Raw genomic sequence first — 21869 nt, forward strand, 5'->3', positions numbered from 1 at the left:
CGCAGTTTCTTACGATGGCCGCTTCGGCTTCTTGTGCTTTGGCGGGCCGGCATTGTCGAATTTCGGCTTGCCCGGCTTCTTTGCCCAGGGCTTTGCCTCATGCGCGGTAGCCGGGCGCTGGTCGGCTGCTGCCGGTGCGCGCTTTTCGAATTTGCGCTTCGGCGCGTTCGGATCGAATGGCGCCTTGCCGCGATGCGGTTTCTTGTCCGGGCTCGGCGGCTGATAGCCGGCGCGCGACAGATCCGGCGTGCCCTCGAGCCGCTTCACCACGATGTTGCCCTGCAATTTGCGATCGGGTCCGATGGCGGCTAGAAAACGGTCGGCCCAGTCCGCCGCGATCTGCACGAAAGTCTCCTCCGGCTGCATCTTGATGGCGCCGATCTCGCGCTTGGAGATGCTGCCGGCCCGGCACAGCATCGGGATCAGCCAGCGCGGCTCGGCATTCTGCCGACGCCCGACCGACAGCGAGAACCAGACGCTGGCGCCGAAATCGTCGCGGCGGCTGGGCGCCTCGTCGCGGGGCGTGAATTTCTCGCCCGCCGTTCTTTCGCGCGAAGGCGTGAACGGGGCGACGTCCATCAGATCCTCGGGCGCCGAGCGGCTGGCGCGGCACTGGCGCACGAAGGCGGCCGCCACCTGCTCGGCGCCATGACGGCTGAGAAGCGCGTCAATGAAGGTGCGCTCGTCATCCCTCACCGGCTCATCGAAGGCCGGGTCGGCGAGGATGCGCTCGTCGTCGCGGCGGATCACGTCGTCGGCCGAGGGCGGGCTTGCCCATGTCGCCTTGAGGCCGGCGTTCTGCAGCAGCCGCTCGGTGCGCCTGCGGGCGCTGTTCGGCACGATCAGCGCGCTGACGCCCTTGCGTCCGGCGCGCCCGGTGCGGCCGCTGCGGTGCAGCAGCGTTTCCGGGTTGGTCGGCAAATCGGCATGGATCACCAGTTCGAGATTGGGCAGGTCGATGCCGCGCGCGGCGACGTCCGTTGCGATGCAGACCTTGGCGCGGCCGTCGCGCATGGCCTGCAGCGCGTGGCTGCGCTCGTTCTGGCTGAGCTCGCCCGACAGGGCCACGACCGAAAAATTGCGGTTGTTGAAGCGCGCGGTGAGATGGTTGACGGCGGCGCGCGTGTTGCAGAACACCAGCGCGTTCTTCGCCTCATAGAAACGCAGCACGTTGATGATGGCGTTCTCGCGATCGGCCTGGGCGACGTTGAGCGCCCGGTATTCGATATCGAGATGCTGCTTCTCCTCGCCGGCGGCGGAGATGCGCACGGCATCGCGCTGGTAGCCTTGAGCCAGCGTCGCGATCGAGCGCGGCACGGTGGCCGAGAACATCAGCGTGCGGCGCTCGGCCGGGGCGGCGTCGAGGATGAATTCGAGGTCTTCGCGAAAGCCGAGGTCGAGCATCTCGTCGGCCTCGTCGAGCACCACGGCCTTGAGCGCCGACATGTCGAGCGATTGCCGTGTGATGTGGTCGCGCAGCCGGCCGGGCGTGCCGACGACGATGTGGGCGCCGCGCTCCAGCGCGCGCCGCTCGGTGCGCATGTCCATGCCGCCGACGCAGGACGCCACCGTGGCGCCGGTCGGCTCGTAAAGCCATTCCAGTTCGCGGGTCACCTGCAGTGCCAACTCCCGCGTCGGCGCCACCGCCAATGCCAGCGGTGCGGTGGCCGCGCCAAAGCGTTCCGCGCCGTCGAGCAGCGTCGGGGCCATGGCAAGCCCGAAGGCCACGGTCTTGCCCGAACCGGTCTGCGCTGACACCAGCGCGTCGGCCTGCCCGAGCTCCAGCACGGCCTTCTGCACCGGCGTCAGCTCGGCATAGCCGCGTTTTTCCAGCGCCTTTGCCAGCGCGGGAACAATACCTTCGAAGTTGGACATCTCGCTCTTTCGGAATTCAGGGTTCTGCGCTCACCATGGAGCACGAGCCGGGGCCGGCGTCGCGCCGGCCAAACAATCTTGGCCGTTCGTACTTCTTGGCGTCGCTCTTGTACAGGGCGAGCAGCACTGCCTTCCCTTCTCCCCTTGTGGGAGAAGGTGTCGCCGAAGGCGACGGATGAGGGGTGTTCCAGGGAACGCCGACGCCTCACTCCGCTGGAACACCCCTCATCCGTCTCGGCGCTAACGCGCCGATCCACCTTCTCCCACAAGGGGAGAAGGAAAGCCGCGCCTCGTCCCAATTGACTCCTGCCGCAAACCGCGTAAAAGCCCGCTTCGAACGGGATCGTTTTTCGATGCGCGGCCTTTTGATGGCTCTTCTTGCATTCGATGCCCCCAGCCTCAATGCGAACCATTGGGCCGGGCGCGTCGGCGCGTCCCCTCGTTCCAGCAAAACCACGGCCAAAAAAACCACCACCAAAACGGTGTGATTCCCTTGGCCTAACCACCCTCTCCCGGGTCCGGCCCGGGGGACGGAACCCGCATCGGCCGGCGGGTTTTCTCCAAAAACCAAGCGGAGAGGGACAGGAGATATCAGATGAGTTTCAAGGTTGCAGTCGTCGGCGCCACGGGCAATGTGGGCCGGGAAATGCTCAACATACTGGAAGAGCGCGGCTTTCCGGTAAGCGAAGTGGTGGCGCTGGCCTCGCGGCGCAGCCAGGGCACGGAAGTGTCGTTCGGCGACCGCACGCTGAAGGTCAGGGCGCTCGACCAATATGATTTTTCCGACACCGACATCTGCGTCATGTCGGCCGGCGGCAACGTCTCCAAGGAATGGTCGCCGAAGATCGGCAAGCAGGGCTGCGTCGTCATCGATAATTCGTCGGCCTTCCGCTACGACCAGGACGTGCCGCTGATCGTGCCGGAAGTGAACCCGGACGCGATCTCGCTGTTCACGCGCAAGAACATCATCGCCAATCCGAACTGCTCGACGGCGCAGCTCGTCGTGGCGCTGAAGCCGCTGCACGATTTCGCCACCATCAAGCGCGTCGTCGTCGCCACCTACCAGTCGGTGTCGGGCGCCGGCAAGGAAGGCATGGACGAGCTCTTTACCCAGACCCGCGCGGTGTTTGTCGCCGACCAGGTCGACGTCAAGAAGTTCACCAAGCGCATCGCCTTCAACGTCATCCCGCATATCGACGTCTTCCTCGATGACGGCTTCACCAAGGAAGAGTGGAAGATGGTCGCCGAGACCAAGAAGATGCTCGACCCTAAGATCAAGCTGACGGCGACCTGCGTGCGCGTGCCGGTGTTCATCGGCCATTCGGAAGCGGTCAATATCGAGTTCGAGAAGCCGATCACCGCCGACGAGGCGCGCGATATCCTGCGTGACGCTCCCGGTTGCCAGGTCTTGGACAAGCGCGAGGACGGTGGCTACATCACGCCGCTGGAATCGGCCGGCGAGGACGCCACCTTCATCTCGCGTATCCGCGAGGATTCGACCGTCGACAACGGCCTGTCGATGTGGGTGGTGTCGGACAATCTGCGCAAGGGCGCGGCCCTCAATGCGGTGCAGATCGCCGAGCTGCTGGTTGAGCGCGGCCTGATCCAGCCGAAGAAGAAGGCGGCCTGACGGCGGTTTGTTTAGCGCTCACGGGCTGTTCCGCCGCTGCCGCGGCGGGCCCTCCGCGAGGGCGCCGGACGACCGGCGGCCCGCGGTCGCGGGCTCGGCCTTCGGCCGGGGCGCTTTTCCTTCTCCCCTTGTGGGAGAAGGTGGATCGGCGCGTAGCGCCGAGACGGATGAGGGGTGTTCCAGCGGAGTGAGACGTTGGTGTTCCATTCATGACGAGCACTCAGCCCATAGATATCACCCTACGTCCGGCCATCGGTTCGGATGCCGCCGTCATCGCCAAGACGATGCGCGCGTCGCTCGATGCTTTCGAGTGGATGCCGCGCCTGCACACCCCGGAGGAAGACCTATCCTTCATCCGCGACATCGTCCTGCCACGGCAGCAGGTGACGGTGGCTGAAGCCGATAGCGAGATTGTCGGCTTCATCGCCGTCAGCGGCGATTGGGTGGAACAACTCTATCTCGACCCGGCCTGGACGGGGCGAGGTATAGGCAGCCGGTTGCTAATCGACTCGACCGCTACCTTGCCGATCGTGAAACTCCATTGCTTCCAGGCCAACACCGGCGCCCGACGTTTCTATGAGCGCCATGGGTTCCGTGCGGAAGCGTTCGGCGACGGCACCACCAACGAGGAGGGCCTGCCGGATATTCGGTACGTCCGCAGACGTTGACCGCTTACTGAACCCGTCCGTTCTCTGCCGCCAGTCCACGCAACAAGACCATTGCCTCCTCCGCCCGCTCCGCCGGTACGAACAGATGATCGTGATAGAAGGCCGAGACCGGATTGACGCCCATGCCGGCGGCGGCGAGCCGCGTGGTGATGGCGGCGAGGAAGCCGACCGCTTCCAGCGACGAGTGGATGTTCAACGTTATCATCCGGCAACGGAATGAGGCGCTCAGCCCGGCTGCCTTTGCTGTATCCTCCGTCACGATCAGCGTCGTGCCCTCGCGCTCGAGGAAGAGCATCACGGGGTCGAGGTTCTTCGGCTGGGAAACTCCAGGCGCCAGCGTGACAAAGACATAGGTCCCGTCGAGCAATTCCGGCGTCATCGACGCCAACAATGTCTTCAGATCGGTTTCGCCGGTCATTCGTCTCGCCTCTTGGGCGGGCCATGGCCCACAGGCTTCTCAATATCCGCAACCTGTCCATGCCGATAGTCCGCACACCGGGCGCACGACATTGCGATGTCGCTGACGGCTGGGCTTGCGGATCTGCCGCATCGCACAATACAGGAGCTGAGGGCCGATGCCGGTCCGTGAGAGGCCCGCCCATGATCGTTCGCCCGCGCCCCAACTTCCTGCAGCTGTTCTTCATCATGCGCGGCTCCGTGGTGCCGCGCATCCTGCCGCAGATCTTTGGGTTCGCCATCTATTCGGCGGTCATCCTTGCCCTGGCGCGGTGGTTCAAGCTTGATCTGGGCGTCTTCAACATAGCGCCGTTCGGATTGGTGGGCGTGACGCTGTCCATCTATCTGTCGTTCCGCAACAACGCCGCCTATGACCGCTGGTGGGAAGCGCGCAAGCTGTGGGGCACGCTGGTCTTCGAAATCCGCAATCTGGCGCGCGCCACGACCAGCCTGATCGCCGATCCGGCCGAACAGCGTGCCTTGCTGATGGAGGCGCTGGCCTTCTGTCATTTCCTGCGCGGCCAGTTGCGCAAGACCGACAGCGTGAAAGATGCCCGCGCCTTCATCGACACGGAAGCGGAGACGGCGGCGAATTTCGCCAATCCGGCGGATGAGATGGTCAGGCGCATGGGCCGGCGCGCCAATGCACAACGCCGTGCCGGCGAAGTCGATCCGATCGGCTTCCGCATCCTGGACGAGAGGCTGGCATCGATCACCGCCATCCAGGCTGGCTGCGAGCGGATCGCCGGCACGCCCTTGCCCTTCGCTTATACGCTGCTTGTGCATCGCACGGCCTACATCGTCTGCCTGCTGCTGCCGATCGGGCTGATCTCGACCACGGGCTGGGCGACGCCGCTGTTCACCGCGCTGATCGCCTACACCTTCTTCGGCCTCGACGCGCTTTCGGAAGAGCTCGAGGATCCTTTCGGCACCGAGGCCAACGACCTCGCCCTCGACGGGCTGTGCCGCGTCTGCGAAATCTCGGTGTTCGAGGCACTGGGCGAAACACCGCCGAAAATGCTCCCGGCCGAAAAGTTCTATTTCTCGTAGAATCCGGGCCGGCCTGCCTGCCGGTCAAAGGACGGACGGAAAAAACCAGCCCCCTGTAGGATTGCCGCCTCATGCCGCGTCCTTGGTTCGACCCCTGCGAAAGGGGCCAGAACCAACCGGAGGGAACGTCGATGAGCATTTCCGAAACCGCGCCTGTCTCGTCCGGCGCCTTGTGGACCGGCCGTGCGCTCAGCGGCCTCATCATCCTGTTCATGATCTTCGACGGTGCCATCAAGCTGCCGCCGCTCGATGTCGTCACCCAGACGATGGTGCCGCTCGGCTGGCCGGCCGAGCCCAATGTCGCGCGCATGCTCGGCGTCATCGGCCTGATCGCGACGGCGCTCTACGCCTGGCCGCGCAGCTCGGTGCTCGGTGCCATCCTGCTCACCGCCTATATGGGCGGCGCCATCGCCACCAAGCTGCGCATCGACAGCCCGCTGTTCTCGCACACGCTGTTCGGCGTCTATCTCGGTGTCATCCTGTGGGCGGGACTGTTCCTGCGCGACCCCAGGCTGCGCGCATTGCTCCCGTTCAGCCGATAGTCTCACTGTTTTGACGCAATCCCTGGAGAAAGCGCTATGCGCTTTCCCGGGAAAACCGCTTCACACTTTTCTACTTTAGGGAGAGAAAAATGTTCAGCACCATCCTCATCATTCTGCTCGTCATCATCGCCGCCGTCCTCATCTATGCCGCGACGCGGCCCAATGATTTCGTTACCACCCGCACCGCCACCATCAAGGCCCCGCCGGAAGCGATCTTCCCGCTGATCAATGATTTCAGCCGCTGGCCGGCATGGTCGCCTTACGAAAAGCTCGACCCCGACATGAAGCGAACGCTCTCCGGCGCGCAAAGCGGTAGGGGTGCCGTTTATGCCTGGGAAGGCAATGGCAAGGCCGGCAAGGGGCGCATGGAGATCGTCAACTCAGTGCCGTCCTCGCTGGTGTCGCTCAAGCTCGATTTCGAGAAGCCGTTCCGGGCCAGCAACAGCGTCGACTTCACCTTGACGCCTTCGGGCGATAACACCGCCGTCAGCTGGGCCATGCGCGGCAGCCGCCCCTTTATCGCCAAGCTGATGGGCCTGTTCATGAATTTCGACACGCTGATCGGCAGGGATTTCGAGGCCGGGCTCGCCAATTTGAAGGGCCTCAGCGAGGCATGATCGGCGTGGGACGATACTGCGGGGGCGAGATCGTCATTCTCCTCGGGATCAAATCCGCCGTCTGAGAGTTAAGGACTTGGCGGCGAGACGGCGATCCGCGTGAGAGAGGAACGAAAATGAAGAAAATCCTGACCATTCTGGTGTTGGCGACGGCGCTCGGTGCGTGCTCGCAGACGGAACAAGGCGCCGCGGTAGGCGGCCTTGGTGGCGCAGCGATCGGCGCAGCCGTGGCCGGCGATCCGGTCCAGGGCGCAGTCGTCGGAGGCGCGGTTGGCGCCGTTGCCGGCGCCCTGATCGGCCATGCCAGCGAACGCGGCCAATGCCGCTATCGCGACCGTCACGGCCGTGTCTATGTAGACCGCTGCCCGCGCGGCTATTGACCGGCGCTGGACTGTAGCCGGCAAAACGGCGGGCAACAGGCCCGCCGTTTCTACAGCAGTTCCTGGATGGCTTGCCACGCGTCACGGCCGAGATGCGCATCGGCAAGATCATTGCCGCCATGTGCGTGCGAGCCCGACCGTGGCGTGGTTTCACCCGGCAGCAGGATGCGGTGGCCCGCGCCGGGGGCGCAAACGAGGCGCGTGGCCTTTCCGGCATCCTTTCGGCGCCGGACAATCGACCGGGCAAAATCCAGCGATGGCCACAGCGCGTCATCGCCGCCCGCGACCAGCACAATCTCCGCCGAAATGGCCTCGACGGGAATGGCGGCCCTGTCTGCCTCCTGCCTGAAGCTTGTCAGGCATTGCTCGAAAAGCCCCCTGTAGGACACAAGGCCATCGACACGGCTCGAGTTCCAATGCGGGTCGGTTGGAACGAACGGGAGTGGAATCCCCTTGAGCGTCCATGAAGAGCGCTCGGGCCAGTCCATGCCGTCGCGGCCCGGCCCGATGTTTCCCCAAACCACCGATGTCGGGCTGATCGCAGCCACGGCATCGATGCGCGGGTCATGAGCCGCCGCAAGCAACGATGCTTCGGCGCCTTTCGAGGTGCCGACATAGACGATGCGGCGGCAGCCCAACCCGACAAGGCAGTCTGTTGCCGCGAAAAACGTCTCGAGAGGGATTTCACAGATGCCGGGAACCTGGCCTTCGCCGCCGAACCACTGGAGCGCGAGCGCGGATGCCCCCTCCCTGGCAAACAGTCCGGCGCGAGCGGCATCGATACGGCCGCTCGATCCGCTCAACACAACGACACCCGTCGTGGCATCAGCGCATCGGAACAGCGTTCCGGCAACGCCACCGGACAGGATTTCTTCCGTGACTGCCTGTTCGCCCATCCGCTCCATCAGCCTGAATGCCATGGCATTGCCGGACAATAGCAAAACGGCGGGCACAGCCCGCCGTTTCGTCGATGCGATGACGCAATATTTATTCGGCCGTGGCGGCTTCCGCCTCGGCCGGAGCTGCTGCAGCGGCGGCAACCGCGGCGGCGGCGTCTTCCTGCGCCTTCTTCAGAAGGGCCGCGCGCTCCTGGGCCTTCTTGCCCGGCTCCGCCTTCTTCGGGTTGGAGCGGGCGTCGCGCTTGGCAAGGCCGGCCTCGTCGAGGAAGCGCAGCACGCGGTCAGTCGGCTGGGCGCCGTGCGACAGCCAATGCTTGACGCGGTCGGCGTCAACCTTGACGCGCTCGCCATCCTTCGGCAGCAGCGGATTCCACGAGCCGAGCGACTCGATGAACCGGCCGTCACGCGGCGAACGGGCGTCGGCAACGACGACGTGGTAGTAAGGACGCTTCTTCGAGCCCGCACGGGCCAGTCTGATCTTCAGTGCCATTTCTTTTCTCCTAAAAGCTCTGATTTCGTTTGATTGGATTTAGCTGAGATTTCTCAGCCGGTTTTCGTCACGCCGTTGGCTGCGGCGATCTGTTCGTGGTGGCGGATCACTTCGCGGACGACGAAGTTGAGGAACTTCTCCGCGAAATCGGGGTCGAGATGCGCGTCCTTCGCCAGCTGGCGAAGACGGGCGATCTGCTGCTGTTCGCGCGCCGGGTCGGCCGGCGGCAGGCCATGCTCGGCCTTGAGCACGCCGACCGCCTTGGTGCAGCGGAAGCGCTCGGCCAGCATGTGGATGAGGGCGGCATCGATGTTGTCGATCGAGGCGCGATAGCCGGCCAGGATGGTGCGGGCGTCGGCCATGTCCTTTTCTTCATTCATCCGTATTCTCACTTCTTCTTGCCAAGGCCCGGCAGTCCGCCTCCGCCGAGGCCGGGAAGCCCCGGAAGTTTCATGCCGCCGGGAAGGCCCGGCAGGCCGCCGCCGGGAAGACCCCCAGGCAGGCCTTTCATGCCGCCGAGGCCTGCGGCCTGCGCCTGCTTCTGCAAGGCTTCCAGCTGCTTGGGATCCATCTTCGACAGATCGGGCATGCCGCCGCCCATCATACCCCCTGGGCCGCCGGGCATCATGCCGCCAAGGCCCATCTTGGAGGCGAGGCCGCCCATCATGCCGCGCATCAGGCCGCCGCCTTTGCCCTTGCCGCCCATCGCCTTCATCATGTCGGCCATGCCGCGATGCATCTTCAGGAGCTTGTTGATCTCGGCCGCGTCAGTGCCGGAGCCGGCGGCGATGCGCTTCTTGCGCGAGTGTTTGAGCATATCCGGATTGGCGCGCTCGGCCTTGGTCATCGAGGAGATGATGGCGAGCTGGCGGCCGAACATCTTGTCGTCGAGGCCGGCGGCGGCCATCTGGTCCTTCATCTTGCCCATGCCGGGCATCATGCCCATGATGCCGCCCATGCCGCCCATCTTCGACATCTGCTGAAGCTGCTGGGCGAGGTCGTTCAGGTCGAACTTGCCCGACTGCATCTTCTTGGCCATCGCCGCCGCCTGCTCGGCGTCGATGTTCTCGGCGGCCTTTTCGACGAGCGAGACGATGTCGCCCATGCCGAGGATGCGGTCGGCGATGCGCTTGGGGTGGAATTCCTCCAGCCCGTCCATCTTTTCACCGGTGCCGATCAGCTTGATCGGCTTGCCGGTGACGGCACGCATGGAAAGCGCCGCACCGCCACGGCCGTCGCCGTCCATGCGGGTCAGCACAAGGCCGGTGATGCCGACACGGTCGTCGAAGCTCTTCGCCAGATTGACGGCGTCCTGGCCGGTCAGCGAATCCGCCACCAGCAGGATCTCGTGCGGGCTCGACACCTTCTTGATGTCGGCCATCTCGACCATCAGCGGCTCGTCGATATGGGTGCGGCCGGCGGTGTCGAGGATGACGACGTCGTGGCCGCCGAGCTTGGCCGCCTGCACGGCGCGCTTGGCGATATCGACCGGGTTCTGGCCGGCAATGATCGGCAGCGTCGCGACCTTGACCTGCTCGCCGAGCTGGCGCAGCTGCTCCTGCGCGGCGGGACGCCGCGTGTCGAGCGAGGCCATCAGAACCTTCTTGTTCTGCCGCTCGGTCAGCCGCTTGGCGATCTTGGCCGAGGTGGTCGTCTTGCCGGAGCCCTGCAGGCCGACCATCATGATGACGACGGGCGCCGGCGCATTGAGGTCGATGGCGACGCCTTCGGCGCCCAGCATGTCGACCAGCTCGTCATGGACGATCTTGACGACCATCTGGCCGGGCTTGATCGACTTGAGCACCGCGGCGCCGACGGCCTTCTCGCGTACCTTGTCGGTGAAGGAGCGCACCACTTCCAGTGCCACGTCGGCCTCGAGCAACGCACGGCGCACCTCGCGCAGTGCCGCCGAGACATCCGCCTCCGACAGCGCGCCGCGGCCGGTCAGGCCGTTGAGGATGGAGCCAAGACGCTCTTGTAGGGACTCAAACATTGGTCAACCCGCCGCTCGAGAGCGCCTTGGAGTCATAGTAATCCCTGTCGGGCCGGTGGCCCTCCACGCCTCTTGTGCGCTCCTGCAGCGATTCAAACATTCGTTTTCCTTTTCCCTGGCACCCGGATGGTGCCCGAGAGGTAATGCGTTCGCGCCAACTGTCCAATCAAAAGCAAAGCCCAAAACCAAAAAGCACCCGGGGGCGCATTGCGCTGCCGGGTGTTGGCCTCCAGGATCTGTTTACAGCACTTGGCCTCAAAGAGGCTTCGGCGTCCTGGTCGGCTTGCTCGGAGGGATACTCGTCGCGGAATTCGAGGCGTGTAGACAGGAAATCGGCCGCAGAGTCAAGACAAGCGCCAGATCGCGCCGTTCCTCGCGCCCCGATCAGCCTGCCTTCGCACCGCTCGGGAGCTCGGCCGTGACCTTCAGCGGCGAGCGGCGGTGCAGCAGCAGCACGATCGTCAGCAGGCTGCAGGCAATGCCGATAAGGGCGATGAGAACGGCATCCGACGTCATCCAGCCGGGGCCTTCGAGCGGCCTTGCGGTGAACAGGGCGAAGGAGTTGTAGCTCTCCTGGTGCGAGATCAGCAGGAAGCCGGCCAGATTGTTGCCGAGATGGGCGCCCAGCGCCGCACCGAGGTTGCCCGTGACATAGACCACGAGCGTCAGAAGCAGTGCGAAGGCCGCGATCGAGACCAGCACGCAAGCATTGATGGCGAGCGACGAAGCGCTGCTCCAGTGTAGCGAGGTGAACAGCAGGCCCGGCAGTAGCGCCCAGATGAGCGGGCTCCTGAACCGGTTGGCCAGGCCACGCAGCAGGTAGCCGCGAAACAGCACCTCCTCCGACGAGGTCTGCAGCAGGGTGAGCGCGACGATCGGAATCAGAAACAGCAGCCAGGAAGACAGGCTGATCGTGCCGCGCGCGATCTCCGGCTGCAGCAAATAGAGCAGGATTTCGGACAGAGCCGAGGTGATCAGCACCGCGACCAGCCCCTTGAGGAAGTCCGGCCAGGAGACGCGCCGGCTGACGCCAAGCAGCGCCGACAGCGGTTCGCCATGCACCCATCGCATGGCGATCCACAGGCCGATCCAGATGCCGGCGAAGGAGGCGAGGGCGCTGAGGATGCCGATCGGCGAGGCGAGGAAATCCTGCATGCCGGACGGCGAAGCAGCCGCCTGCCAGACGAAGTAAGCATAGGTGCCGCCGAACAGCACGGCCGCGGTGGTGACGGCCCAGAGCAGGACGACGATCAGCGTTCCGAGGAAGAGACGCAGCAAGGTCGTCCTGGCGTTCGGCGAGTGCCGGTAGCGTTCGAAGGCAGTGTCGTCGATCTTCACGCTGAGCCCCTCGCCCGAATCCATCGCCTCTGATCTAGCCGATGGCCTCGGAAATCGGAATTGCTATTCGTCAGGGTTCAATGCGCGAACAAACACCGCGCGGCACCCAGGCGCCGCGCGGGTAGGAAGGGCTATTCCGTTTGTTGCCAGCAGCCGCGATCGCGACAGCCGGCTTCCATCAACGAACCACGTACATGATGCGCCGCGTCTGCGGATCGATCAGCGCCGGCTGGCCGTTCACATAGACATAGCGGTAGTTGTAGTCGGGAATTTCGCGCAACTCGACTGTGTCGGGCAAGGTGGCGCCGGTCACCACCTCGCCGTCGAGATAGACGGGGTCGAGGCGATGCGTATCGACATAGGTGCGCACTTCGGCCGGGGGCGGGGGAAAGGCGTCCTCGACCGGCTCGCCGGCGACGATCGCCCCGGTATAGTCGGTCGAATAGTCACCGATGTCTTTCGGCGGCGAGACGACAGCGACGCTGGAGCCGTGCGGACGCTGCGTCAGCACCACCCGGCTGCCGCTGAAATCGGCCGTCACATAGTCGGAATAGACCCAGCCCTGGCCGCCGGCTTCGGCAATGGTGCACCATTTGCTGTTTTCGATGCAGCCATTGAGCGTCGCAGACTGGCCGGCGGCGAGCACGCCGATGACAGGATATTGCGGGCCAGGGCCGGCGCGCACGTTGAGATCGGTGACGGCCGAGACGGCGGTGTCGGCAAAGGCGGCACCCGACATCACGGTCATCATCCCGGCGATTGCGGGAAACAATAGGGATTTCATGGTTTCTCTCCGTTTTCATGGTCCCTCGGCGGTGAAAACGGGGCAGTCGCGCATGCGTTCCGGCTAAAACGCCCGCGCCGCCTCACGATTTGTTCCCGCACCTTTCGGCAGGCCGGTCAAAAGGTCGTGAACGAAGGCCAGTTTTCGCGCCGTCACGTCCGAAATGACGAAGGGATAGAGGTCGGGCAGACCCATGCAGCGGTTGATCGAGTTGGAGGCTTCCGACAGCACCAGCCAGCGCGCAAGGATCTTGTCGAAGGGCTCGGGCGCATTGGCGGGTTCCGAAGGGGCCGCCTGCAGTTCGCCGCCCGTGTCGCCTCGCGGCAAATCGTTGGCTTCCACCGTCTCAAGCCGGCCGAGCGGGAAGTTCAGCGCATGGACCATCTCCAGCGTGTCGGTGATGTGCAGGTGGTGAGCCCAGGTTTCGGCCCAGTCCTCCCAGGGATGCGAAGTGGCGTAGGCCGAGATGTGGTCTTGCTGCCAGTCGGGCGCAGCACCGTTGGCGTAGTAAGTCTTCAACGCCTGTTCGTAATCGGTGCGCTCGTCACCGAACAAGGCGCGGAAAGCATCCAGACTGCGTGGATCGTCGCGGATCAGGCGATCCCAGTAGTAGTGGCCGAGTTCATGGCGGAAATGGCCGAGCAGCGTTCGATAGTTCTCACCCATCTCGACGCGACGCTTCTCGCGCTCGGCGGAGTCGGCCTCGGCGACATTGAGCGTGATCAGGCCATTGTCATGGCCGGTCAGGATGCGTTCGCCGCCGGGCCCGCCGCCGATGGGGTCGGCGAGGAAGTCGAAGGCGAGGCCGGCCTCGTCCGCGGGCGCCTGCTTGGGCACCACCGGCAGGCCGAAGGCGAGCAGCGAATAGATGGCGCGCTTCTTCGCCGCTTCGACCCGGATCCAGCGGCGGCGGTTGCCGTCGACCGAGAGATCGGGGATCAGCTGATTCAGCCCGCAGGCACGGCAAAAGACCTGCCCCGGCTCGGCCATCCAGTTGCAGGCGCATTCATCGGCATTGGTACACTGAAAAGTGCCGTCCGCGCCCGACAGGGCAAAGCGGGCATGCTCGGGATCGTAGAGCACGAGGCTTCCGCAGTTCAGGCACTGCGCGTTCTCGAAATAGAGACGGTGGCCGCAATGCGGGCAGTCGAAGAGTTTCATGTCTGTCTCGATTCACCAGAGGAGGCACGGTGTGCATGGCGGCCCGTGCCCAAACGCGAACCGCGGGCCGGCGTTCCGCATTCCATCGAGACTATTTCGCTGCAAGCTGGGCGACGACCTGCCTGGCCACCGCCTCGCCCGACAGCCGCGCGCCGCCGCAAGTCTGTATCAGCGGGCCGGCGACATGCTCGCCGGCAAAGAAGATCTTTTCCGCGACCGGCTGCATCAGCGCCGCCCGCGCTTGCGAGCGGCCAGGGCGGGCAGCCGCATAGGCGCCGCGCACGAAGCGTTCGCCGCCCCAATTGGTCATCATGGCGCGCCCGACATGTTTGCGCGTATCGCCGCCGAAAATCCCGCACAGCCGGTCGACGACGAAGTCGATGCCGGCGGCTTCACCCGCGGCCGACATCTCCCAGGCGAAATCGCCGCCGACGAAGCCGACCATCAGGTCGAGGTCGAATGGGAAACACAGGAAATAGATGTCGTGCCTGGCCATTCGTTCGATCAAAAGGTCGTCGAAGGGCTGCAGGCCGAGCCTCGTGCCCGTGATTTCGACCGGCAGCTTGGTCAGCATGCCCATGGGCAGGTCGAAGAAGGCGCCGAAATGGGTGTCGGGCAGGGCAGGTGAAAACGCGATCTCCTCGAAGGCAAGCACCGCCGGCGAGGCGGTAACGATCACCGCCTTGGCGCGGATGGTGCCGCGGTCGGTGACGCAGGCGACGCCTGGTACGTCCCAGAGGATCTGGCGTGCCGGCGTCGACAGTTCGACCGGCAAGCCGGCGCCGAAACGCGCGACCAGCGCGCCAAACCCCTCCTTGCTGAAATAGTTGGGGTCGAGATCGGCGGCGGCCTGAAAGTCGCGGATCGAAATCTCGTCCTCATCGGCGCCGAAATCCATCGGCCCGGCGAAGGTGGCGGCCGCGCGTGGCGCATGGCCTTTTTCCAGCAATGCGGAAAGGCGGTCGTCGTCGCCTACCCCGACCTCATGTTTCGCCAGCAATTCGAACAGCTTCGCATCGGCTGCCTTCATCTCGGCTTCCTCGGCCTCGCTCGCCTTGCGCTTGCGGTAGTAGAGGTGGTCGACGTTCATATCGTGGTGGTGCAGGGTCCAGCCGGCACTCTTGGCTTCGGGAAAATACGGATTGCGGTCGGCGGCATGCAGCCAGGCGCAGCCGATGTCGAAAGGCACGCCAAAATGCCGGTCGCTGGTCCAGGCGCGGCCGCCTATGCGGTCCATGGCCTCGAGCAGTTTGAAGGAGAGGCCCGCGGCCTGCACGGTCCTGGCCGCGGACAGCCCCGCCGAGCCGGCGCCGATGATCACGACATCAACGTCTTCCATGGCTATTTCGACCCCGCCACAATAATCACTTGATCGTAAGCAAATTCCCCGGCATTCGCCAGCATCGCGCCACAGGACGGTGACAAAGGCGCGTTTCGCTGGCAAATTCCCGCCGGGACGTGAATCAGGCAACCAGGAGAAAGACATGGCATTACTTGCCAAGGGTAGGATTTTAGCGGCCGCACTGGTGGCGGTGCTTGGGCTGGCGACGGGCGCGCAGGCGGCCGGGAGTTGCGGCAAGACCGGTGCCGGCTTCGATGCCTGGAAGCAGGATTTTGCCGCGGACGCCAAGGCCGAAGGTGTCGGCGCGAAGGGCCTGGCCGCTCTGGCCGGCGCGACCTACGCAACAAGGACGATCTCGGCCGACCGCGCCATCCACAAGGCGTTCAGCGGCTCGGTGGACGATTTCATGAAGCGCCGTGGCGGAGCCGCGATCATTTCCAAGGGCCGCTCGCTGAAGAAGTCGAACGCGGCGCTGTTCAGCCAGATCGAACGGAATTATGGCGTGTCGCCGGGCGTGCTGCTCGCCATCTGGGGCATGGAGACCGGCTTCGGCGCTTCCATGGGCAACCAGAATACGGTGTCCGCCATTTTGACGCTTGCTTATGATTGCCGCCGCCCGGACTACTTCCATCCGCATGCCATCGCGGCCCTGAAGCTGGTCGATCGCGGCGCGTTGACCTCCTCGTCGGTCGGCGCCATGCATGGCGAGGTCGGCCACACGCAGTTCCTGCCCGGAAATGTCCTGAAATATGCGGTCGGCAACGGAAACCTGCGCGACAAGGCCACAGCGCTCGCTTCCACCGCCAACTACCTCAAGGGTCATGGCTGGCGGGCCGGCGCGAGCGCGAGCGCCAATATGGGCGCGATTGCCGGCTGGAATTCGGCAAACGTCTATCAGCAGGCCATCGCGCGCATCGCCGACGCGATCGATGCCAACTGATTGAAGCCTCTGTTCGAGCAAGAGCCCGGCCATGCGCCGGGCTTTTTGTTGCGCGGGAGCGTCGCGGATGTTCGGAGTTGGCCGAGACCTCTAACTTCGTCATCCACGGGCGGAGCAGCCGCATAGCGGCGTCGCGGAGACCCGAGGATCCATTCCGTGACCTCGGCCGTGGAGTGCAGCGGAGCAGGATCCTGCACCGTGGCGAAGCGTTGGAGTCCCGGCATGGATCCCTTGGGCTGCGGAGCAGCTCCAGGGGTCTGCGCCGCGTCGCTACGCTCCTTGCTCCGCCCGTGGATGACGAAGCGGTGGTGTTCCCCCAAGGTATGCGGGTTCACCAATGCGTCGGTCAAATTCCTTAGCCGGGGCGTATTTCACCTGACTCAATCGAACTCGGTGCAATGCCGGATTTCTATTTCACATCAATAACATAGGAGCAGCCGGCCAGCACTTTTCCGGGATGGCTATCGACGGTCGAGACATTGAGCGTGATGCGCGTGGAAAGACTGACGCCGTCTGTGTCCTCGGTGCTTTCGGCCACGATTTTCTCGCCGAGGAATTTGTCTGATGTCGAGACCGTCGCCGGGACGTCGAGCTGCCGGGCGAGGTCGGGCGCGCCAATGCCGTCAAACACGGCCATCGGCCCTGTCGCGGTGAAGACGATTGTCGCGGTCTCACGCCCGAAGACATGGACCGGAGCGGGCAATTGATACTGGCTGAGGAATGGATTGCCTGATGCAACCTCTTTCCAGCTGAGCTTCTCCACCGCCCCGGGCTCGCTTGCGAGCCAAAGGGCAAAGCCGTTATAGGCCGGCACGTCGGCCCTGCATTCGATGAGCGCTGCAAGGTCGAGCGAGGCGGGGTCGAAATCCCCGGCTTTGGCCGGTGCCGCCAGAAGGACCAGCGGCACCAGGCTGAGACGGCGCATGCCTATTTGTTGCGGTTGCGCGCGGCCAGCGTGCGCAGCCTCAGTGCATTGAGGCGGATGAAGCCGGCGGCGTCCTTCTGGTCGTAGGCGCCGCGGTCGTCCTCGAAAGTGACCAGCGCGTCGGAATAGAGCGTCTTTTTCGACTTGCGGCCGGTGACCATGACATTGCCCTTGTAGAGCTTGAGGCGCACCGTGCCCTCGACGTCTTCCTGGCTCTTGTCGATCATCGCCTGCAGCATCAGCCGCTCGGGCGAGAACCAGAAGCCGTTGTAGATGAGTTCGGCGTAGCGCGGCATGAACTCGTCCTTGAGGTGCGCCGCACCCCGGTCGAGCGTGATCGATTCTATGGCGCGGTGGGCCACGATCAGGATGGCGCCGCCCGGGGTCTCGTAGACGCCGCGCGATTTCATGCCGACGAAGCGGTTCTCGACCAGGTCGAGCCGGCCGATGCCATTGTCGCGGCCAAGATCGTTGAGCGCCGCCAGCATTGTCGCCGGCGACAGCTTCTTGCCGTTGAGCGCGATCGGGTCGCCCTTCAGGAATTCGATCTCGATCTCGGTGACCTCGTCGGGCGCGTCCATCGGCGAAACGGTGCGCTGGTGGACGAATTCCGGCGGCTCGCTCCACGGATCTTCGAGAACCTTGCCCTCGGAAGACGAATGCAGAAGGTTGGCGTCGACCGAGAACGGCGCCTCGCCCCTCTTGTCCTTGGCCACCGGGATCTGGTGCTGCTCGGCGAAATTGATCAGGTCGGTGCGCGACTTGAACGACCAGTCGCGCCACGGTGCGATGACCTTGATGTCGGGGTTCAGCGCATAGGCAGACAGCTCGAAACGCACCTGGTCGTTGCCCTTGCCGGTGGCGCCATGCGCGATCGCATCGGCGCCGGTCTCCTTGGCGATCTCGACGAGATGCTTGGAGATCAGCGGCCGCGCGATCGACGTGCCGAGCAGATAGGTGCCTTCATAGACGGTGTTGGCGCGAAACATCGGGAAGACGAAGTCGGAGACGAATTCCTCGCGCACATCGACGATGCGGATGTCCTTGATGCCCATCATCTCGGCCTTCTGGCGCGCCGGCTCCAGCTCGCCGCCCTGGCCGAGATCGGCGGTGAAGGTGACGACCTCGGCACCGAGTTCGGTCTGCAGCCATTTCAGGATGATGGATGTGTCGAGGCCGCCGGAATAGGCGAGCACGACTTTCTTGACGTCTTTGGTCTTGGACATTTCGGCTCCGTCGATGGCGGACGCTTGAAGCAAGGGCGTCACGCATTGTCGGAGCGCCTTTTAGCAGGAACGGCAAAGCGAGCAAGCACGCGCGGCGCCAGACTGCTGATCCAGCGCTGCTGACGTTCTCCAGGTCGAAGGCCGCGACCTCTGCCGGAGGGTGCGCCAGTCTCGCATCTGGCGCCGGCGCGACGTATCTTGTATAGGCCTGCGCATTCCCAGGGGCCTTCCATGTCCTTCATTCCCGACACCACCACGCTGATCCAGTTCGCCGTCGCCACCGTGATCCTGGCGATCACCCCCGGTCCCGACATGACCCTGTTCGTCTCGCGCACGCTGAGCCAGGGGCGCGTCACCGGCTTTGCCTCGATGGCCGGTGCGCTGTGCGGCACGCTGATCCACACCACGCTGGTGGTGGTCGGTGTCTCGGCGCTGATCGTCGCCTCGCCGATGGCCTTCTTCGTGCTGAAGATTTTTGGCGCCGGTTATCTCGTCTTCCTGGCCTGGCAGTCGATCGCCAAGGGCTCGGCCTTTTCGCCGGAAAAGAAGACAGGCCCGCAGATCTCGCTTTTGCGCAGCTGGGCGGCAGGGCTCGGCGTCAATCTGCTCAACCCGAAGATCATCCTGTTCTTCATGACCTTCCTGCCGCAATTCGTTTCCGCGCATGATCCCAACGCGCCGGGAAAGCTGTTCTTCCTCGGCGCCATGTTCATCGTGCTGTCGATCCCGGTGACAGTGCCGATGGTGCTGGCGGCGGAAAAGTTTTCGGCGGCGATGAAGGCCAGCCCGCGCGTCACGCGGGTCGTCGACTATCTCTTCTCCGGCGTGTTCTCGGCCTTCGCGCTCAGGATCCTGACCGCCCAGGCGAAGTAGGGGCGTCCTTCCACCAGCTTCCGGCCCAGCGCCCGGCGCTGAGCCAGTAGAAGATGCCGCCGACCATGCCGCCACCGATGACGGCCATGATGCCGCTGGTGTCGGTCACGGCGAAGATGGACTCCTGGGCGTGATCGACCAAGCCAAGGAAGGCGGCCGCCACCACCGCACCGGCCAGCGCATAATACAACCAGTCGCGCCGGCCAAGGATTTCGGCAACCAGGATGACGATCGCCGCCGGCATGAAGGCGAAATAGGCGACGAACAGGGCGACGAAGGGAATCGAAAAATACAGCGAGGCGGTTGCGGCCGGCTGCGCATGCTGCGGCGCATAGCCAAGCGAGGCCAGGAACAGGATGTTGAGGAAGGCGCTCGCCGCCAGCGACGCGACGACATAGCCGAACAGGATCATGGCAAGGCGCACGATATAGGCGACGAGACGGTTCATCCCGCATCCCGCTGTAGGGGACGGCCAGACTTGCGCCCCGCCAGGAGCCAGTAGACCGACCCGGCGGCGGTGCCGGCGGTGGCCAGGAACCCGAGAAAGCCCGGATTGAACACAAAGCCTCCAGCCGAGCCGGGAACGAAAACGCCAAATGCGATGGAGGTGATCGCACCCGTGACCGCGAAATAGAACCATCCCCGCAGCGACAGCCGTTCGGCAAGCAAGATCGCGGGGCCGACGATCAGCAGCGCGCAGATCGCCACGGTCAACACGGCGAGCGGGAACGAACCCAGCCAGTCGAATGTGAAGACCAGGGACCAGTTGCCGTATTCGATCCCTTCCAGAAGGGTGATCAGCAGCACAGGCACCAGGATTGAGGTCAGCACAGCGGCGACATAACCGACTGCTATGATGGCGAAGCGCTTGAGCCCGGCGAGGGGACGGTTCATCGGGCTGTCCTGATGCGCGTGTCGCTCGGAAGCAGTCCCATGACCAGCCGGTAGACGGCGCCGCCCAGGCTACCCGCGACGATCAGGGTAATCAGCAAGTCGAGCGCGGGCCGCGTCCGCGCCATCGGATAGATCTGCATGATCGCGAACATAACGGTCCCCACCAGGGCGCCGCCGAGGATCGAAAGTGTCCATCCCCGGCGCCCGGTCAGTTCCGATACCACAATCAGCGGTACCGCGGGCAGCGCGCCATAAATGGCGACTATTATCGTGCCCGCGACCAAGGCCACCACCTGGTCTTTCAGATCGAAGAAAAGCCGGCCGCTGCGCCAAAAGATGGAAGCGTCTTCGTACAAAAGAAACACAAGGGGCATGACGAGCGAGGCTAATGCATAGGAAATGGCAACAGCCGCCAGTCGCCAAGAAAAGCTCACGCTTCGCCGTGCCCCGCGATCATCATGGCTTCCAGTGCCAGCCGGTCGACCTTGCGCATGCGCTCCGATTCCGACTTGAGCTGACCGCAGGCGGCGAGGATGTCGCGGCCGCGCGGGGTGCGGATCGGCGAGGCATAGCCGGCATTGTTGATGTAGTCGGCGAATTTCTCGATCGTCTCCCAGTCCGAGCACTGATAGTTGGTGCCCGGCCATGGGTTGAACGGGATCAGATTGATCTTGGCCGGAATGCCCTTGAGCAGCTTGATCAGGCCCTTGGCGTCCTCGATGGAATCGTTGACGTCCTTCAGCATCACATATTCGAAGGTGATGCGCTTGGCGTTCGACAGGCCGGGATAGGCACGGCAGGCGGCGATCAGTTCCTTCAGCGGATACTTCTTGTTGATCGGCACCAGCAGGTCGCGCAGATCGTCATTGGTGGCATGCAGCGAGATCGCCAGCATGACGCCGATCTCCTCGCCGGTGCGGAAAATCTCGGGCACGACGCCGGAGGTCGACAGTGTGATTCGCCGCTTGGACAAGGAAAGCCCGTCGCCGTCGGAGGCGATCAGCAGCGCCTTCTTCACCGCCTCGAAATTGTAGAGCGGCTCACCCATGCCCATCATGACGATGTTGGACACCTTGCGGCCCTCGGCCGGCACGATGGCGCCATCCGGTGTGTCGCGGTCGGGGAAATCGCCCAGCCGGTCGCGCGCTGTGAGCAACTGGGCGAGAATCTCTTCCGCCGTCAAATTGCGCACCAGCTTCTGGGTGCCGGTGTGGCAGAAGGAGCAGGTCAGCGTGCAGCCGACCTGCGAGGAGATGCAGAGCGTGCCGCGGCCTTCCTCGGGAATATAGACGGTCTCAATCTCGACCGGCCGGCCGGCGCCGCGCGGCGGAAAGCGGAACAGCCATTTGCGGGTGCCGTCGGAAGAAATCTGCTCCTCGACAATTTCGGGCCGCGCGACGGTGAAATGCTTGTCGAGCTCGGCGCGCAGATCCTTGGAGATGTTGAACATGCCGGCAAAGTCGGAAACGCCGCGCACATACATCCAGTGCCAGAGCTGCTGGGCGCGCATCTTTGCCTGGCGCTCGGGCACGATGCCGGACGCAACGAGCGCCTCGCCAAGCTCTGCGCGCGTAAGGCCGATCAGCGACGGCTTCTCGGGCGCGGCGCGGGCGCGCAACGCGTCACGGGCACCCTCAGTGGTGAGGTCGAAGGAAAGGGTCATGGTCGCACTGATATAAGCGGTTTGCGGCCGATTTCATCCATCGTGCCGGGAACTGAAGCGCGGCGCATAGCACAGGTTGAGGGCAGAGTCATGCCGGGGTAGGGGAATAGGGTAGCAAGGCAG

Annotated in this window: 25 protein-coding genes; 9 read left to right on the forward strand and 16 right to left on the reverse strand. The window is 64.3% G+C overall.

The window, feature by feature from the left end; genetic code table 11:
- Positions 1–9: 9 nt before the first annotated feature.
- Positions 10–1875: a DEAD/DEAH box helicase gene (locus AC07UC_RS05560; RefSeq protein WP_202325315.1), complete on the reverse strand. Its 1866-nt coding sequence runs from the start codon at positions 1873–1875 to the stop codon at positions 10–12.
- Positions 1876–2057: 182 nt separating this feature from the next.
- Between AC07UC_RS05560 and AC07UC_RS05565 the strand changes: the two genes are divergently transcribed.
- The 3 genes from AC07UC_RS05565 to AC07UC_RS05575 all read left to right on the forward strand — a co-directional run bounded on the left by AC07UC_RS05565 (position 2058) and on the right by AC07UC_RS05575 (position 4173).
- Positions 2058–2363, forward strand: coding sequence for a hypothetical protein (locus tag AC07UC_RS05565; protein WP_494904556.1), 306 nt, complete (start codon positions 2058–2060; stop codon positions 2361–2363).
- A 107-nt stretch (positions 2364–2470) separates the two neighbouring features.
- Positions 2471–3505, forward strand: a complete 1035-nt coding sequence (locus AC07UC_RS05570; protein ID WP_140776178.1) for an aspartate-semialdehyde dehydrogenase — start codon at positions 2471–2473, stop codon at positions 3503–3505.
- A 209-nt stretch (positions 3506–3714) separates the two neighbouring features.
- A complete protein-coding gene (locus tag AC07UC_RS05575; protein WP_494904558.1) occupies positions 3715–4173 on the forward strand; it encodes a GNAT family N-acetyltransferase in 459 nt (152 codons plus the stop codon).
- Positions 4174–4177: 4 nt separating this feature from the next.
- Here AC07UC_RS05575 and AC07UC_RS05580 read toward each other — a convergent pair whose 3' ends face one another.
- Positions 4178–4591 (reverse strand): ACT domain-containing protein, encoded by a 414-nt coding sequence (locus tag AC07UC_RS05580; protein ID WP_494904560.1) that lies wholly within the window; start codon positions 4589–4591, stop codon positions 4178–4180.
- A gap of 182 nt (positions 4592–4773) precedes the next feature.
- Here AC07UC_RS05580 and AC07UC_RS05585 point away from each other — a divergent pair, with 182 nt between their 5' ends.
- The 4 genes from AC07UC_RS05585 to AC07UC_RS05600 all read left to right on the forward strand — a co-directional run bounded on the left by AC07UC_RS05585 (position 4774) and on the right by AC07UC_RS05600 (position 7218).
- Positions 4774–5679, forward strand: coding sequence for a bestrophin family protein (locus tag AC07UC_RS05585; protein ID WP_494904562.1), 906 nt, complete (start codon positions 4774–4776; stop codon positions 5677–5679).
- 131 nt (positions 5680–5810) lie between these two features.
- Positions 5811–6221, forward strand: a complete 411-nt coding sequence (locus AC07UC_RS05590) for a DoxX family protein (protein ID WP_494904564.1) — start codon at positions 5811–5813, stop codon at positions 6219–6221.
- Between the two features lie 89 nt (positions 6222–6310).
- Positions 6311–6838 (forward strand): SRPBCC family protein, encoded by a 528-nt coding sequence (locus tag AC07UC_RS05595; protein WP_494904566.1) that lies wholly within the window; start codon positions 6311–6313, stop codon positions 6836–6838.
- A 116-nt stretch (positions 6839–6954) separates the two neighbouring features.
- Positions 6955–7218: a YMGG-like glycine zipper-containing protein gene (locus AC07UC_RS05600; RefSeq protein ID WP_140776159.1), complete on the forward strand. Its 264-nt coding sequence runs from the start codon at positions 6955–6957 to the stop codon at positions 7216–7218.
- A gap of 50 nt (positions 7219–7268) precedes the next feature.
- On the opposite strand, the gene AC07UC_RS05605 is transcribed toward AC07UC_RS05600, so the two are convergent.
- From AC07UC_RS05605 to AC07UC_RS05640, 8 genes are all read right to left on the reverse strand, one after another.
- Positions 7269–8114, reverse strand: a complete 846-nt coding sequence (locus tag AC07UC_RS05605; protein ID WP_494908896.1) for an acyl-CoA thioester hydrolase/BAAT C-terminal domain-containing protein — start codon at positions 8112–8114, stop codon at positions 7269–7271.
- A 91-nt stretch (positions 8115–8205) separates the two neighbouring features.
- Positions 8206–8607 (reverse strand): 30S ribosomal protein S16, encoded by a 402-nt coding sequence (rpsP, locus tag AC07UC_RS05610; RefSeq protein WP_010912392.1) that lies wholly within the window; start codon positions 8605–8607, stop codon positions 8206–8208.
- 53 nt (positions 8608–8660) lie between these two features.
- Positions 8661–8987, reverse strand: coding sequence for a chorismate mutase (locus AC07UC_RS05615; protein WP_019862096.1), 327 nt, complete (start codon positions 8985–8987; stop codon positions 8661–8663).
- 8 nt (positions 8988–8995) lie between these two features.
- Positions 8996–10600: a signal recognition particle protein gene (ffh, locus tag AC07UC_RS05620; protein WP_140776157.1), complete on the reverse strand. Its 1605-nt coding sequence runs from the start codon at positions 10598–10600 to the stop codon at positions 8996–8998.
- 384 nt (positions 10601–10984) lie between these two features.
- The gene (locus AC07UC_RS05625; RefSeq protein WP_494904570.1) at positions 10985–11938 is read right to left on the reverse strand and encodes a CPBP family intramembrane glutamic endopeptidase; all 954 of its coding nucleotides are present in this window, start codon (positions 11936–11938) and stop codon (positions 10985–10987) included.
- 178 nt (positions 11939–12116) lie between these two features.
- Positions 12117–12722, reverse strand: coding sequence for a DUF1236 domain-containing protein (locus AC07UC_RS05630; RefSeq protein WP_202325324.1), 606 nt, complete (start codon positions 12720–12722; stop codon positions 12117–12119).
- A 63-nt stretch (positions 12723–12785) separates the two neighbouring features.
- The gene (locus AC07UC_RS05635) at positions 12786–13883 is read right to left on the reverse strand and encodes a zinc-binding metallopeptidase family protein (protein WP_494904572.1); all 1098 of its coding nucleotides are present in this window, start codon (positions 13881–13883) and stop codon (positions 12786–12788) included.
- 91 nt (positions 13884–13974) lie between these two features.
- Positions 13975–15222 carry a flavin monoamine oxidase family protein gene (locus AC07UC_RS05640; protein ID WP_494904574.1) on the reverse strand — a complete coding sequence of 416 codons (1248 nt, stop codon included), beginning with the start codon at positions 15220–15222 and terminating at the stop codon, positions 13975–13977.
- Positions 15223–15367: 145 nt separating this feature from the next.
- On the opposite strand from AC07UC_RS05640, the gene AC07UC_RS05645 reads away from it, so the two are divergent.
- Positions 15368–16165: a lytic murein transglycosylase gene (locus AC07UC_RS05645; RefSeq protein WP_140776147.1), complete on the forward strand. Its 798-nt coding sequence runs from the start codon at positions 15368–15370 to the stop codon at positions 16163–16165.
- A gap of 409 nt (positions 16166–16574) precedes the next feature.
- Here AC07UC_RS05645 and AC07UC_RS05650 read toward each other — a convergent pair whose 3' ends face one another.
- Positions 16575–17090 (reverse strand): hypothetical protein, encoded by a 516-nt coding sequence (locus tag AC07UC_RS05650; protein ID WP_494904576.1) that lies wholly within the window; start codon positions 17088–17090, stop codon positions 16575–16577.
- Between the two features lie 2 nt (positions 17091–17092).
- Entirely contained in the window at positions 17093–18316 is a 1224-nt protein-coding gene (locus AC07UC_RS05655; protein ID WP_140776143.1) for an argininosuccinate synthase, read from the reverse strand.
- A 231-nt stretch (positions 18317–18547) separates the two neighbouring features.
- Here AC07UC_RS05655 and AC07UC_RS05660 point away from each other — a divergent pair, with 231 nt between their 5' ends.
- A complete protein-coding gene (locus AC07UC_RS05660) occupies positions 18548–19189 on the forward strand; it encodes a LysE family translocator (RefSeq protein ID WP_202325331.1) in 642 nt (213 codons plus the stop codon).
- Here the strand turns inward: AC07UC_RS05660 and AC07UC_RS05665 are convergent.
- Genes AC07UC_RS05665 through rlmN form a run of 4 tightly spaced genes read right to left on the reverse strand, consistent with a single transcriptional unit; the run spans position 19161 to position 21746 of the window.
- The gene (locus AC07UC_RS05665) at positions 19161–19637 is read right to left on the reverse strand and encodes a hypothetical protein (protein ID WP_202325332.1); all 477 of its coding nucleotides are present in this window, start codon (positions 19635–19637) and stop codon (positions 19161–19163) included. The two genes, AC07UC_RS05660 and AC07UC_RS05665, sit on opposite strands and share 29 nt — an antisense overlap.
- A complete protein-coding gene (locus tag AC07UC_RS05670) occupies positions 19634–20083 on the reverse strand; it encodes a hypothetical protein (protein WP_140776137.1) in 450 nt (149 codons plus the stop codon). The genes AC07UC_RS05665 and AC07UC_RS05670 overlap by 4 nt, the downstream gene beginning before the upstream one ends.
- Entirely contained in the window at positions 20080–20517 is a 438-nt protein-coding gene (locus AC07UC_RS05675; protein WP_140776135.1) for a hypothetical protein, read from the reverse strand. Before AC07UC_RS05675 ends, AC07UC_RS05670 begins: the two co-directional genes overlap by 4 nt.
- Positions 20514–21746 carry a dual-specificity RNA methyltransferase RlmN gene (rlmN, locus tag AC07UC_RS05680; protein WP_019862081.1) on the reverse strand — a complete coding sequence of 411 codons (1233 nt, stop codon included), beginning with the start codon at positions 21744–21746 and terminating at the stop codon, positions 20514–20516. The genes AC07UC_RS05675 and rlmN overlap by 4 nt, the downstream gene beginning before the upstream one ends.
- Between the last annotated feature and the right edge of the window lie 123 nt (positions 21747–21869).

It is taken from the genome of Mesorhizobium sp. GW821-FHT04C10 (genome assembly GCF_059420305.1).

Coding starts and splice junctions, on each gene's coding strand:
- AC07UC_RS05650 (WP_494904576.1), bottom strand. CDS start 17,090: ATGCGCCGTCTCAGCCTGGTGCCGCTGGTCCTTCTGGCGGCACCGGCC.
- AC07UC_RS05600 (WP_140776159.1), top strand. CDS start 6,955: ATGAAGAAAATCCTGACCATTCTGGTGTTGGCGACGGCGCTCGGTGCG.
- AC07UC_RS05615 (WP_019862096.1), bottom strand. CDS start 8,987: ATGAATGAAGAAAAGGACATGGCCGACGCCCGCACCATCCTGGCCGGC.
- AC07UC_RS05595 (WP_494904566.1), top strand. CDS start 6,311: ATGTTCAGCACCATCCTCATCATTCTGCTCGTCATCATCGCCGCCGTC.
- AC07UC_RS05635 (WP_494904572.1), bottom strand. CDS start 13,883: ATGAAACTCTTCGACTGCCCGCATTGCGGCCACCGTCTCTATTTCGAG.
- AC07UC_RS05655 (WP_140776143.1), bottom strand. CDS start 18,316: ATGTCCAAGACCAAAGACGTCAAGAAAGTCGTGCTCGCCTATTCCGGC.
- AC07UC_RS05665 (WP_202325332.1), bottom strand. CDS start 19,637: ATGAACCGTCTCGTCGCCTATATCGTGCGCCTTGCCATGATCCTGTTC.
- AC07UC_RS05580 (WP_494904560.1), bottom strand. CDS start 4,591: ATGACCGGCGAAACCGATCTGAAGACATTGTTGGCGTCGATGACGCCG.
- AC07UC_RS05660 (WP_202325331.1), top strand. CDS start 18,548: ATGTCCTTCATTCCCGACACCACCACGCTGATCCAGTTCGCCGTCGCC.
- ffh (WP_140776157.1), bottom strand. CDS start 10,600: ATGTTTGAGTCCCTACAAGAGCGTCTTGGCTCCATCCTCAACGGCCTG.
- rpsP (WP_010912392.1), bottom strand. CDS start 8,607: ATGGCACTGAAGATCAGACTGGCCCGTGCGGGCTCGAAGAAGCGTCCT.
- AC07UC_RS05590 (WP_494904564.1), top strand. CDS start 5,811: ATGAGCATTTCCGAAACCGCGCCTGTCTCGTCCGGCGCCTTGTGGACC.
- AC07UC_RS05640 (WP_494904574.1), bottom strand. CDS start 15,222: ATGGAAGACGTTGATGTCGTGATCATCGGCGCCGGCTCGGCGGGGCTG.
- AC07UC_RS05560 (WP_202325315.1), bottom strand. CDS start 1,875: ATGTCCAACTTCGAAGGTATTGTTCCCGCGCTGGCAAAGGCGCTGGAA.
- AC07UC_RS05585 (WP_494904562.1), top strand. CDS start 4,774: ATGATCGTTCGCCCGCGCCCCAACTTCCTGCAGCTGTTCTTCATCATG.
- AC07UC_RS05570 (WP_140776178.1), top strand. CDS start 2,471: ATGAGTTTCAAGGTTGCAGTCGTCGGCGCCACGGGCAATGTGGGCCGG.
- AC07UC_RS05575 (WP_494904558.1), top strand. CDS start 3,715: ATGACGAGCACTCAGCCCATAGATATCACCCTACGTCCGGCCATCGGT.
- AC07UC_RS05645 (WP_140776147.1), top strand. CDS start 15,368: ATGGCATTACTTGCCAAGGGTAGGATTTTAGCGGCCGCACTGGTGGCG.
- AC07UC_RS05630 (WP_202325324.1), bottom strand. CDS start 12,722: ATGAAATCCCTATTGTTTCCCGCAATCGCCGGGATGATGACCGTGATG.
- rlmN (WP_019862081.1), bottom strand. CDS start 21,746: ATGACCCTTTCCTTCGACCTCACCACTGAGGGTGCCCGTGACGCGTTG.
- AC07UC_RS05605 (WP_494908896.1), bottom strand. CDS start 8,114: ATGGGCGAACAGGCAGTCACGGAAGAAATCCTGTCCGGTGGCGTTGCC.
- AC07UC_RS05670 (WP_140776137.1), bottom strand. CDS start 20,083: ATGAACCGTCCCCTCGCCGGGCTCAAGCGCTTCGCCATCATAGCAGTC.